Here is a 14,072-nt window from a genome sequence, read left to right as displayed (position 1 = left end):
GCAGAGGTTGCAGAGTTTTTTCAACCACAAAGTCTCTAAAACACGAAGGCGATTCCATGACCCGTCCTAATATTTTATGGTATTGCACCGACCAGCAACGGTTTGACACCATTGGTGCGCTGGGGAACGCGTATGTGAAAACGCCTGTGGTTGATTCGCTCGTGGAAGAGGGGGTGGCCTTTACGCATGCGTATTGCCAAAGTCCAATCTGTACCCCCAGCAGGGCGAGTTTTATGAGCGGGCTGTATCCTTCGCGCTTACACAATACCAGAAATGGCAACGACACCTTTCCTGATTGGCCACCACTGATCAGCAAGTTAATCGCAGAGAGTGGTTACCAGTGTGGGTTGATTGGAAAATTTCATTTAGTGAGTGCCGGCCATCGCGCAGAACCTCGGCTGGATGATGGGTTCACACTCTGGCAGCACAGCCATGCTCCGCGTGATGATTGGCCTGAAGGAACACACGATTATGCCGACTGGGTACGTGCTCAAGGTAAAAGCCTTGATGACATGCGAAACAGCAAAGAGAATGTTGACCCCGAATACCATCAGACAAAATGGGCCTCCGATCGGGCGATCGAATTTATCGAACAGGATCATCAACAGCCCTGGTTGCTGAATATCAATATCTATGACCCGCATCCTCCGTTTACGCCTCCTGAAAAATATGCGAATATGTTCGACCCTGCCGCGATGCCGGGTCCCCATTTTGAGGAGTCTGATCAGGCGACCCAGGAACTGCTTTCCCGGGTTGATTTTCAGCCTGTCACGATGTCCACGGAAATCAGTGAGCTGAAAAAAGTTCAGGCACTTTATTATGCAATGATTGCTCAAATTGACGATCAGTTTGCGCGGATCCTCAACGCATTAGAATCAACAGGACAGAGAGACAATACGGTCATCATTTTCACTTCAGACCATGGTGAGACGTTGGGAGATCATGGGCTGGTACAAAAGGGATGTCGATTTTATGAAGGATTGATCCGGGTACCGTTGATTTTCTCCTGGCCGGGACACTTTGTGGCCAACCAGCGTGCAACCGGGCTTGTGGAATTACTCGATCTTTCTGCCACATTACTCGATTTAACAGGTATTCCCATCCCTGACTATCATCAGGGGCAGAGCCTGCTCCCGGTCCTCACAGGCGAAGAATCAGGCTCACAAATTCGCGATAGTGTTCGCTGTGAATACTTTGACGCACTCGATCCGTTTTTCACGGGCGGGGAGGGCAGTTTTGCGACCATGTATCGCGACGACCGGTATAAATTATCTCTGTATCACGACAAGGATTTGGGAGAGCTCTACGATTTGCAAACGGATCCCTGGGAACACAACAACTTGTGGGACGACCCGGAACATCAGGCTGCCAAACAGCAGTTGATCTTAGCGAGCTTTAATAGTCATGTCGTCTTAACAACTGATGTTGGCTCCAAACGGATTGCCCCGATGTGATCCGGCTATGGGGATGCTGCTGTCATCTCTCCTGGTGTACGGTCCCGCAGAGTTAACGCTTTTCTCACAGATTATTTTACGCATAACCTGTTTGAGAGACTGCGCTTGCCGCGAAGCCTGATTCTCGACAGCTCAATCGGTAGAGTGAGCGGCGGAAAGTCAGGATGCAGGGGGCCAGACTCGACCGCCTTGCTCAGGGTTGAACGGGCCGGAGAATTCCGCGAGATCACAGGCTTTTCTTGTCGCATTTCGGTCACGGCGCGCATCTATTAAGATATGGGCTCTCACAAGGAAGTTTGGAGCAAAGATCTTGACATCGACTGCTGAACTAGTGAAATCTGTGATGTGTGGTGAGCGGGCTGCCTTCGCCGAACTCGTGCGGCGATATGAGCGACTCGTCCTTACCACCGTTTGGTCAGTTGTGAAGGACTATCACCTGGCACAAGATGTCACTCAGGATGTGTTTCTCGCCGCCTACGAAAATCTGCAGTCGCTTCGTAGTCCTGCATTGTTCGGTCCGTGGGTGGCACGGATTGCCGAGCGACGGGCGGCCCTGGTGCTGCGACGGCGGCAAATCGATGCGTGTTCTCTGGATACGGTATCTGAGATCGCCACGCCTCCCGTAGTGGAGGGCGATGAGGCGGAACTTCACGATGTGTTGGCCGCAATCCAAGGCCTACCCCAGCATGAACGCGCAGTCGTGCTGCTCCGGTATGTGGACGGCCATTCTGTTCGAGTCATTGCCGAATTGACCGGCCGCCCTGTGGGTACCGTAACCAAACAACTCTCGCGTGCCCTGGAGCGGTTGCAGAAAATTCTACGGAAGGTCGAAGTATGAATCCGCATCATGAACTTGACGAATTGCTGCAATGTCTCGGGAAGCCGCTCCCTCCGGAAAGCTCCCTTGTGGACAAGGTGATGGATCGCCTGCCCAATTCGCCGGTTTTTACTCCAAGCAATCGGAAAGGACTCCGAATCATGAAATCGAGCTTAGGACTGTCTGTCTCGGTACTGGTGTTATTGGCAGTATGGCTGTTGTCTTTGAGTGCGCCTGAACTGACTCTGGCGGAGCTCCGCGAGGCGATTGGCCGCGAGCACTGGTTGCATGTAGAATTCGATACGGGGGACGAACTTTGGATCCTGTTGGGAGAACATCAGAGTTGGCACCGCGACCGCAATGGGAACGCCGCGTACCATGATCATCGGCGCAACATCCACCAGCAATGGAGGCCTCAACTCCACTTTATCATAGAAGACCATTTGCCACGAACGGCCCTCGGATCGCCGAGTTCGCCGCTGGATGCCGTTGGTCTCCCACAGGAATGGCTGACCACGCCGAATGCCGATCTGCCAACCGGCAACAGCCCCCCCTGGACTCGGAACACGGAATCAGTGCAGGGACAGCAATTGATCCGGTTTGACTTTTTCGGGCAGAACTCCCTCAAGCAGCGCGTTGTCAAGCGGCAGCTTTGGGTCGATCCGCAAACGAAACTCCCGGTACGAGTGCGGCAGCGTTTGTTGGATGGCTCATATCAGGACGGCCGCTACAGCTTTCCCCAATCTGGCCCACAAAGTCTGGCCGACTTGGGAGTGCCGGCGAATCTCCCTGTACGAATTATGTCGGACGTTCAGCCAGCGTCCGAACCCGAACTTGTCCAAGCATTGAAGAAGATCGACGAAGCGATTGGGCGGTTTCCAACTCGCTACCGCGCTCTTATCTGGGGCGAGGAAATGCAGGTGTTCTACCAGGACGGATTGCCACAGTGGGACGAAAGCGGGTTCTACTGGGGGCCCGTCAAATTCTGTCGACTGCGATACGATGCCTCCGAAGTCCGTCTCTGGGATTGGTTCGAGACACCGCAGCCATGGAACATTCTTTTGAACGACGGCCAAAGGCGAGTCGATTACAACACTCGCGAGAACCGAATCCGCATCGGGCCGCGCGGTAGGGGCAATTTGATTATTCCAATGGATTGTTTCTGGCCAATTGGGGGAACTGCCACTCGGCTCAATACTCCCGGCAAGAAAGACGCTGGTTTAATCGGAATCCGTTTCGAGGGGGTCAACTGGCGGAAGGACTGCTGGTTCGATCCTGCTCACGATCACATCGCTGTTGAACAGATTGATTGGACCCTGGATTCCGACGGCTGGCGCCGAACTGAGGAGCACAGGCTGACTGATTTGCGACAGCTACCCGGTGATCGCTGGTATCCTGCAATGCGGATTACCACACTTCATCGTCCTGGCCTTCCTGAGGAAACGATCGTCACGTTGTTTCACATCCAACCATTCCAAGCCAAGGAACCCCCTCTTGCACAGTTCGACATCGACCGGTTGTTACAAGAAGCCCGCAAACAGGGGGCCACGGTTTCCAGTGATTGATTCACCAGAAAGGCTAACCCATTCTTCAGATGCCACCTCTCATGCTCTCCGCTTTCCGACAGTGAAATGGGCGGAGCAGGCGAATCGGTAACTTGGCTGCATGGTCGACTCAGTCGGCACGTAGCGGCAACCAGTTCGCAGAGCGTTTTTGGTTAACGGTTTTGCGCGACTTTTCGGCTCAATTGTTCCGTCAAAAGTTCGAGACGTGCTGTCTGTGTTCAGGGGTGCAGTAGCGGGCTCGGGTTTTTATAACTCCCTTGTTTTCAAGTCTAGTGATTTTCGTTCCAACGAGAGTCGTTACGAAGAGGGTTTTGTATGGGGAGCTTCTGGTTATGCTTATCAATAAGCGTGACCCATCAATTGACATAAACGCTGGTAGAGAAATCGCCCAGCGCTTTTTGTTAGCCACTTTAGTAGCAGATAGCATTTTAACTTTCTGAGAAAACCTCGGGACTTTCTTATGAAAGATGCTTCGGATCATTCATAAGCTACGAAACTGACTGTGGTTGATGCGGCTTTGGAGTAAGTGGATCACTTTACGAAACAGTGTGTTCATGCAAAGTTGGAATCCCGATGTGATCTCGATCAATTTCCCTTGTCGGAGTTACTTCCAGCTTGATTGGTGACCACCGTTCTCCGATAATTCAGGGTCTGTATGTTTGTTCTGAATTGAGGTGGGGCTGTTTGGTTATCCTTTGGCTGAGAAAGGAAACAAGATCTGTGTTCTCTCTGCTCCAAAATACATTAGTTCGTTTTACGTTACTTTTTTTGATATTACTGGCTTTGTTGGCTGCGTTTGTTTTTACGAAAGACAAAGAAGCGCGCCAGAGAGAGGCTGATAAGGAATACAAAATTGCTGCTGAGATTCGTCGACTTGGATATGGTGACTCCAAACGGCGTGCCGAAAAACCACTCGATATTCCTGACTATGGGAATGGCCCCGTTTATCTTTTTAACGGCGATTATCTGGAACTCAGCCAGGATATTTATCAGGTTGCCAGGAAAGCACGTGAAAAAACCAAAGAATTAAAATTAGATCAAGCAGGGAAAACATTAAATCAACCCATTGATTTACCGCTCTCTGAAAATAGTTCAACGGTCCGCGACTTTAATGAGAAATATCTCCAATTCCGCCTACAAGAATTGGAAGCGTATCGTGAGTTGACTACGGACAAGGAAGCAGTCAAAGAAGCGGGTGAGAAGTTTCTGCATGCTTATCTGTTTAAAGTGACGGGGCAACCTGATTCCTTATCCGATGCCGAACTGCTGCAGTTAGCAAATCAGGTGATTGAGCTGGATTCCAAGGATCCTTTATTGCGTACTTATGTTGCCTATATTTTATATCAGGCAACAGGAGATACCGCCGCGGCTGAGGCAATGTGGATAGACTGCATCGAGAAACTGCGAAAAAGCCAGTACCCGCCCATTGTTCAAGTCTATCTTCGAATGTTTGTCGTTGACTGCAGACCTTATGGGGGCGAGGGGCAAAGGCACGCATTAATCGTCAGCATTTTACGTTGGCTGGAGGCAGAATCAGAAACAGAGCAATGGCACGATTGTGTGCATTTTAAATTAGCTGGTATTTGGGATCAGAATGATTTCTTGTTTCACAACGAATTATTGGTCGGCTGTTTGAAATCAAAGAAGATAGATCCATTTATTAAGCATTGGTTGGTTGGTGTTCGCCTTGTAGAAAGAGCATGGGATGGACGAGGTGGAAGATTGACCAAAGATATGAATTGGGGCGAAGTTGATTTTTTCGAAAAAAACTTGAGCATGGGTAAGGTTCATTTGGAATACGCTTATTTATTGCGACCGAATTCCTTGTATCCTGCGTATAAATTGATCTCTGTCGCATTAGCGGGGCAGGACAGGGAGTATGAACCTGTTGACTGGTTTCGCCGCTGTGTGGAAAAACGTTTCGATCATTACCCTTCCTATTACAGCGTCATGAGTTCCATGTTACCTCGCTGGGGAGGTAGCTTAGGTCAGTTTCGTAGCTTCGCTCAGAAATGTCTTGACAGTAATCGATTTGACACCGTTGTGCCCTATTTTGTTGTGGACATGCTGCAATACCTAAATAGACGAGAATTTAATCAGGACAGGAAACAGCTTGAGAGTTTTGGTGCTGATTCAATCATGGACGAATTTCTGGCCAGACGCGCAAAATACCGGGCGGCTCATCCAGATGAAAAATTATATGGAGATACTGCTTACTACCGAACAAGAATCGGATTATTCCTTGAACAGATAGGTCGTCCTCAAGATGCCATCGCCGAGTACAAGGCGGCTGAAGGTGATCTTGATTTCTCTCAGCTTCAATATAAGCATCGTCTTGGGAAGTTTCTGTTATATAGGCTTTTTGCAGCCCAGGGAGAGGTACATGATCGCGTCATGCAGTTCGATCAAGAATTGCGAAAACAGTGGCCTGCCAATACGAACGTATCCGAACTTGAACCATTGGAAAAAGAGTGGCAGGCATTAAAACTGACCGCAAAAGATGATCTGGCCAGGCACTACTATTCGCACACCGGAGAAATGCTAAGGCAACTCAAAGCATATTTCCAAGGTGACTGGGTGGAATTGAGTTTTCGCGAGAAAGGTCTCGGCTGGGAAATCAGTAGTGATCAGATTGACTGGAGTGAGCAGGATCAAAATATGCTCATTTGTCGAGAAACGATTCAGTCAAAGTCCTCCTGGGCGCGGCCACTGATAAATTTTGAAGCACCTCTTCAGATTCAAGCTCATGTTGAGCAAATGGCATCTTATGCCGGCAAGACTGAAATCGGTATTCGATGGACTGATTTCAATGCGAACGATGACGAAAAAACCGAAAAAAAACCTGACCTCTATGTAGGTATTCGTGGAAGTTGGTCTTACCCTGAAGCAAAAACTCCTATTGAGTTCCGCACCTCAGAAGAACTTCACTGCGGTTTCAGAGTCTATTCTTTAAATCAGAAGATGGAACAAAACGCCCAATCGATTCGAATCATGAATCCAGGCATGCATTTGATTGACTGGAAGATGAGACAGCGTTCAAGTGAAGTAACGCTTGGGAACTACCCGGATTTCGTTCGTTTTAATGAAGTCCTTCAGCAGCCGTTTCATTTGATATTCAGTAGCGATTCGAAAAGCAAATCCTCCCGACTTCCATGTACGTCAGAGTATGTTTGGAAACTGAAAAATGTGAGGATCCGGCGTCTTTCCGCAGATGACCTGCCGACGGAAGAAACGCTGATTGAAGAGCGTATTGCATATTGGGAGAAGCGGGTCGAAACGGATCCGGAAGATGCTGTAGCCAGATTCAAATTGTGTGAATTATATTGGGACCAAGGGCTTGCCGATCAACTGTTATTACTCTCGAATGAAACGCTTACTAAGTGGCCCGAACTGGAAAAATTCCAGCAATTTCAAGGTCTGGCATTATACAAGCTGGGCAGATATCGAGAGGCACTCGTCGCTTTGGAATTAGCGATGAAAGAATATCGGGAGAATTTCGATGTCATCATGGCTGCTGCGGAAATCAAAGCAGCAAGTAATGATGCAGAACTCAGAGATAAAAAAAGTTCACTTGAACTAGCTGAATTTGGGAAAAGATGCAGTAGCAACTATCAGGTTGACTTCAAGGCAACCCATTGGGCAGCTTTAGCGGTGGCTTATGCCGAAAATGACAATTATGAAGAAGCATTAAAGGCCAATCAGGAAGCAATTACTCTTGCCAGTGCCAACTTGAAAACCGAATTGCAGGACCGTCAGAAATTATACGAAGCAGCTACACCCTATCGCTATCCGGCAGGTGAATAGGACTTTTATTATCGCTGAGTGAGTAACTTAAGTATTCTGCTCGCCAAAGATTCCGCAATACTTTCATTTCAATCGGCCCCCCCTGTGTTTTCTTTCTCTATTGGACTCAATGAATTCGGGAAGACAAATCTACCGTTTTTTCTGCTTTCCAAATTTTTATAATGAGTTGCAATGTAATACTTTACCATTTCTGCAGCCTCTGTTTACATGTAAGATGTAAGTGGTATTGAATCGGTAAGAAATCTGTCATTTCAGTGGCAGCAGGAATACTCTAAACAACGGGAGCTGAAATCATGGCGCGCGTGATGGTTCTGTCTTTATTTTTCATGTTGATTGCTGCGGGACCGACGACGGCTGCCGAGCGACCTAACATCGTGCTCATTTTTATTGACGATATGGGCTGGAAGGATGTCGGCTGTTATGGCAATGATTTTGTGGACACGCCGCGGATCGATCAGCTGGCTAAAGAAGGGATGCGGTTTACCGATTTTTATGCAGCCGGTGCCGTTTGCTCTCCCACGCGGTGTGCGTTGCAGTCGGGACAGAATCAGGCACGCATCGGCATTACCGATTTTATCGCCGGGCACTGGCGACCGTTTGAACGTGTGATTACTCCGCGTCCGACAATGGCTTTGCCGCTCGATACGGTCACCGTTGCGGAATCGCTGAATTCCGCTGGCTACGAGACTGGCTATATCGGAAAATGGCATCTGGGCAACGGACCTCAGTTTCAGCCTGACCGACAGGGATACGATTTTTCAGCCGTTATTGGCGGACCACATCTCCCCGGCAAGTATCGGGTGCAGGGACGACGCGACTTGAAGCCGAAGCAGGGGCAGTATCGAACTGATTTTGAAGCGGATCTAAGTATCGATTTCATTCGTGATAACAAACAAAAACCATTCTTTCTGATGCTCTCTCCTTTCGCCGTACACATTCCACTGGGAGCGATGTCGGAAAAGGTCGAGAAGTACCGACAGAAGTCAGCCAGTCTGAAACGCGAATTTCCACACCCGGTTTATGCCGCCATGATTGAACATTGCGATGACATGGTCGGTCGGATAGTCGATGCCATCGAAGCCGAAGGATTGAGCGACAATACGATGGTTGTGTTTACCTCGGACAACGGGGGCCTCTATCGTCGCTACGATTACCGGGAACAGGCGGATGACAATGTCTCAAGCCTGGCTCCGCTTAAAGGGGAAAAAGGCTCGCTGCACGAAGGCGGCGTTCGCGTGCCTTTGATTATCAAGTATCCGCCACTTGTAAAACCCGGAACCGTCTGTGCAGAGCCGACGATCACATACGACTTCTATCCCACGTTTGTTGAGCTGGCCGGCGGCACGCTTCCGAAAAATCAGACGATCGACGGGGTGAGTTTACTACCCTTACTCAAAAATCCCGATGCAAAACTCAAACGTAGCGCACTCTTCTGGCACTATCCCCACTACCACCACGACCGACCTGCGAGCAGCATTCGTGAGCGGGATTGGAAACTGATCGAGTATCTCGATGGTACCGGCGATGTCGAACTCTACCAGATCAGCAATGATATCGGCGAAACGAAAAATCTTGCATCCGAAAAGAAAGGGCGTGTCGTAGACTTGAAGCAGAAACTGAAAGTGTGGCGTCAGGGTGTCAACGCCCGAATGCCGATTCCCAATCCGAGTTATGATCCAAAGCGGGCAGCCGAATGGTGGAATACGCGTAGCGGAAAGCCAGTCGACAGCGACAGCCGCAAACGTTTTCCACCGACGGAGAAAGATCTGTAAGCGTGAAGTGTTACGCGACAGTGCTTGTGAATGTTTCGTCCTGATTGATCATTTCAACGCGATCTAGCTTGGTAGGCAACAACATGAAATCGTCTCTTTGGAAATCGTTATTCTGTCTGGTTCTGTTTTTCTCTGTACTGGTGCCGGCATTTGCTGATGCTCCCGCAAAACCCAATGTGGTTTTGTTTCTGGTTGACGATATGGGCTGGATGGACAGTTCGGTTTACGGATCGCAATACTACGAAACGCCCAACATGGAACGGCTGGCGAAGCAGTCGATGCGGTTTACGAACGCGTATGCCGTGCCCCTCTGTTCGCCGACACGGGCTTCCATTTTAAGTGGTCAGTATTCTGCACGTCACGGAATCACCAGTGCCACTGGACATCTCCCGCCCCAGCCGGGCGGTCCTCGCTATGATACAAAGAAGTCGCCTAATAAAAAATATATCTATCCGGAAAGTAAACGTTATCTTGATCCAAAACTGATTACCCTGGCGGAAGTGCTCCGAGATGCCGGTTATCGTACGGGCCATTTTGGAAAGTGGCATTTGGGAGCGATGCCCCAGCATTGGCCCGACAAGCAGGGTTTCGAAACAATCTGGCATTGTGCCCCCGATCCGGGGCCGCCGAATTATTTTTCGCCATACGGAGTGCACGCGGATGGACAACCGACGGCAAGACACAAAGTCGGCAACATCACAGATGGTCCTGAAGGAGAGCACATTACGGATCGGCTGACTGACGAAGCACTGCGGTTCATTGAGAACCACCATGCAGAACCGTTTTACCTGAATTTCTGGCATTACTCCGTGCATGGTCCGTGGCAGCATAAGGAACAATACACGGCCCGATATGCAAAGAAAAAAGACCCGCGCGGCGAACAACGCAATCCCGTCATGGCGTCGATGCTGCAGAACGTTGACGAAAGTCTGGGACGCGTGCTGGATAAGCTCGATGAATTGAATCTGACTGAGAAGACACTGTTTATCTTCTATTCGGATAATGGCGGCAATACGCATAGTTGGCGTGCCGACGATCCGAAATTGAGGAATGTGACTCCCAGGCATCCCAAATATAAAACGATCCAAAGCTACCGCAAGTGGGCAGGGCCGGAAGCACCCACCAATAACGCGCCGCTACGTGAAGGAAAAGGAAGGATCTACGAAGGGGGACAGCGTGTGCCATTGATGGTGCGTTGGCCGAAGCACATCAAGGCCGGTTCTCTTTCGGATACGGTTGTCGGTCCCATCGACATGTACCCGACGATTCTGGATGTCGTTCAGGTTGAAAAGCCGGATGAGCAAATACTGGACGGCGTTTCTTTCTTACCGGTGTTACTACAACAGGGAACACTGGAGCGAAACGCACTTTTTACCTGGTTCCCGCATCTGATTCCCGCCGTCTCGGTGCGAGCGGGTGATTATAAACTGATCCGCCGCTGGGAACCGCATCCCGATTACCCGGACCTGTATGAACTTTACAATCTGAAAGAGGATATCGGCGAAACGACGAACCTGGCTGCCAAAATGCCGGACAAGGTCAAAGAACTCGATGCGCTGATTGAAGGATTCATCAAAGAGACGGGAGCACTCGCACCCAAACCTAACCCTGATTTTAATCCACGTCTGAAAATACCCTCACGCGGCCCCGCGTTCGGATTGGTTCCGAAAATGTGTAAGCTGACAATTGTCAAAGGGGCCGCACGGATTGAAGCCGATGGTCGCACGCCGTTTCTCGGAACGGCACAGGTCAAATTGCCCGGCCCGCTGACGTTGAAACTTCGCCTCCGCAGTGCCACCGGCGGCTTTGGCAAAGTGCAGTGGAAGACGGCGGCTCAGGAGACATTTCCACGAACGGGACAGACTGTGGAGTATTCATTCAAGGGGGGCAAGCAGTGGCAGGACGTCAACTTGCCGCTCCCCGTAGAGGGAAAACCAGGAATCGTACGGCTCTATGTACCGGCTGGCGAGTCTCCCGTGGAAATTCAGACAATCCGCTTTACCGGTAAGGGAAGCGGAGAGAAAAGCTGGTCTTTTGAAAGTGCTCAACCATGAAGAAGCTGACGCGAATTTTACTCTGCCTGATTCTCTGTATCACCGCGACTGCAACGACGAAAGCAGCTGAGCCGTTGGTCCTGCTCCAGGAATCGTTTCAGGAACCGCTTTCAACAGAATGGTTCTGGGGACTGGGAACGTGGCAGGCACAGGACGGTGTCTTGCGCGGATATGAATCCGGCCCGCGTCGTCATGGCCCCGTCAAAATGCGCCGCTTCGTTATGCGTGACGGGATTGTCGAGTTCGAGTTTCGTCTGGAAGGCAAAGCGAAATTTGCCGGTATTATTTTCAATGGCTCCCAGAAACGCGGACACATTGTGCATCTGGTAGTGAGCCGCGATCAGATTCGTGTACTCGGTCATGCAAAGAAGGGGGAGTCGGAAAACCTGCTCCAGAAACCGCATCAGATCAATATCGGCCAATGGTATCGAGCTAAGGTGCAGTTCGACGGCCCAGTGATGGCAGTGACAGTGAATGACAGTGAGTTCACTGTGAAGGCTGAATACATTGCCGAACGCAAACTGACCTTCGGGCTGGGTGGCGATTCCGGCGGACCGGAAGGAGAAACAGCAGGCGCGCTGAAATTTCGCAATCTGCGGATCAGACCTGCTTCCAATTCAAAACACGCGGGCATCGGTAAATTTGGTGAAGTGCAGAAACTGCATGGCGGATTCCAGTTCACAGAAGGGCCCGCCGCCGATGCACAAGGGAATGTCTATTTTTCAGACTTGCGCCCCGAAAAGGTATTTCGCGTTTTAACTGACGGCACACTGTCCACGTTTCTCGAAGAGAGTCTGCGGACTAACGGTCTGTTTTTTCATCCCGACGGACGCTTGTTTGCCTGCCAGTCGGGCAGTCAGAAAACGGAGGGTGCACCTGCGCAGATCGTGGCCTATGATGTCAAAACAGGAAAATACAAAATCATCGCCGCAGCCTGTGAAGGGAAACCATTCCATCGTGTGAATGATCTCGTACTCGACTCACATGACGGCGTTTATTTTAGCGACATCGGCGGTTCGAAAAAGAATCCCGGCCCCAGTGGTGTGTTCTATTGTTCGGCGGAGGGGAAAGTCACCAAACTGGTGAGCGATGTTTCACGCTGTAACGGCGTGTTGCTTTCTCCCGATGAAAAAACATTGTATGTGCTTCCTTCTGGACAGGCTGAGTTGCTGGCGTATCCGATCAAATCGCCGGGCCGGATTGGAAAAGGGCGCGTTTTCGGCTCACTGATTCAGCGGGAAGATCAGCCTGCAAGTGGCGGCGATGGATTGACGGTTGACGTGCAGGGGAATCTGTACGTCACACGTCCGCGTGCGAGCTGCATTCAGGTTATCAGTCCGGACGGGGAAACACGGGCTGTGATTCCGTTTCCTGAAGGGCCCGCGAACTGTGCATTTGGTGGTCCGGATCGCAAAACGCTGTATGTAACCGCTCGAACATCGCTGTATGCAGTCAAAATGCCGATTGCCGGTTTTCAACTAACGGAAAAAACGAATCTGACCGATGAAGGCCGGGCCGCAATTCGTGCGAAAATTCAGGCGGTGATCAAGGAAGGTTATTACCCTGGAATTTCTGTTTTGCTTATTCATCGTGGCAAGGTTGTCATGCGCGAAGCACATGGCGTCGTCGATATCGAAACAAAGAAACCCTTTACCGTGGATCAACTCTGCTGGCTGGCGTCGACCGGTAAACTGTTTACCGCCACACTCATGGCTTCGCTGGTGGATGACGGTCTATTGACGTTTGATGATCCGATTGCGAAAACTTTCCCGGAGTTTGCCGAGATCCGACTGCCCGACGGTGCTAAGCCGAAACAGCCGGTCCGTTTGTCTCATGTGCTCAGTCACACTTCGGGAATTCCCAACGATAACTGGCTCAAGTCGGAAAAACAGCTTGAGAAATCCAGCCCGGAACTCAAAGACTATGTCTTCCCGCAGACGCCAGAGGATTTTGTGAATGGCTGTCTGAAACTGGGGCTCGTCGTCGAACCGGGGACGCGGATGATGTATGGTCGCCCCATCGATCTCTCTGCCTGCGTGGCTGAAAAAATTACGGGGAAAACATTTATCGAACTGATGCAGAACCGTGTCTTTAAACCCCTCAATCTGAAGGCTTCAACGATTCAGCCGACGAAAGAGGAACTGAAGAAGCTTGCACCCTTGTATCAGTCGAGCAAAGCGGGCGTCTTCGAGCCGGATAACTTTGGTCTGGAAGTGGCCGAAAGACAGAACAAGCGGTTTTCCACAGCTGGTGGCGGCGTCTATTCGACGCTCGATGATATCGGCACGCTGATGCAGCTGCATCTGAATCACGGTATTCACAATGGGAAACAGCTGATTGAAGCGGAGGCATTACAGCAACTCTATCAACCTCAGCCGGGAACCAATGGTCGATACGGATTGGCCTTTCAGATTAAAGACAGTAAAGTGAACGGTAATTCGCGTATTTTGTCACACCCCGGTTATTCGGGCCCTGTCGCCTGGGTCGACTTTGAACGGGATTTGGTGGGAGTGTTGCTCATGCAAAGTAACACGGTCAATCGTACGAAGCACCATAATCGTATCATCGATACGATCTATCGCTTCATTCCGGTTGAGAAATAACCG

The 14,072-nt window shown here is 50.3% G+C and carries 7 protein-coding genes; all 7 read left to right on the top strand.

The window, feature by feature from the left end:
• Window positions 1-56: 56 nt before the first annotated feature.
• Window positions 57-1,454 carry a sulfatase family protein gene (locus Pan241w_RS22025; RefSeq protein WP_145220007.1) on the top strand — a complete coding sequence of 466 codons (1,398 nt, stop codon included), beginning with the start codon at window positions 57-59 and terminating at the stop codon, window positions 1,452-1,454.
• A gap of 310 nt (window positions 1,455-1,764) precedes the next feature.
• A complete protein-coding gene (locus Pan241w_RS22020) occupies window positions 1,765-2,292 on the top strand; it encodes an RNA polymerase sigma factor (protein WP_145220005.1) in 528 nt (175 codons plus the stop codon).
• The gene (locus tag Pan241w_RS22015) at window positions 2,289-3,836 is read left to right on the top strand and encodes a hypothetical protein (RefSeq protein ID WP_145220003.1); all 1,548 of its coding nucleotides are present in this window, start codon (window positions 2,289-2,291) and stop codon (window positions 3,834-3,836) included. Before Pan241w_RS22020 ends, Pan241w_RS22015 begins: the two co-directional genes overlap by 4 nt.
• A gap of 720 nt (window positions 3,837-4,556) precedes the next feature.
• Window positions 4,557-7,640 carry a tetratricopeptide repeat protein gene (locus tag Pan241w_RS22010; protein WP_145220001.1) on the top strand — a complete coding sequence of 1,028 codons (3,084 nt, stop codon included), beginning with the start codon at window positions 4,557-4,559 and terminating at the stop codon, window positions 7,638-7,640.
• A gap of 293 nt (window positions 7,641-7,933) precedes the next feature.
• Window positions 7,934-9,412 carry a sulfatase gene (locus tag Pan241w_RS22005; protein WP_145219999.1) on the top strand — a complete coding sequence of 493 codons (1,479 nt, stop codon included), beginning with the start codon at window positions 7,934-7,936 and terminating at the stop codon, window positions 9,410-9,412.
• A gap of 83 nt (window positions 9,413-9,495) precedes the next feature.
• The gene (locus tag Pan241w_RS22000) at window positions 9,496-11,466 is read left to right on the top strand and encodes a sulfatase (RefSeq protein ID WP_145219997.1); all 1,971 of its coding nucleotides are present in this window, start codon (window positions 9,496-9,498) and stop codon (window positions 11,464-11,466) included.
• Window positions 11,463-14,069, top strand: coding sequence for a serine hydrolase (locus Pan241w_RS21995; protein ID WP_145219995.1), 2,607 nt, complete (start codon window positions 11,463-11,465; stop codon window positions 14,067-14,069). The genes Pan241w_RS22000 and Pan241w_RS21995 overlap by 4 nt, the downstream gene beginning before the upstream one ends.
• The last annotated feature ends 3 nt before the right edge of the window (window positions 14,070-14,072 follow it).

This window comes from Gimesia alba (assembly GCF_007744675.1).
Classification (GTDB): domain Bacteria; phylum Planctomycetota; class Planctomycetia; order Planctomycetales; family Planctomycetaceae; genus Gimesia; species Gimesia alba.
The sequence above is the reverse complement of the archived record's forward strand: the minus strand, read 5'-3'. Positions and strand labels throughout refer to the sequence as shown.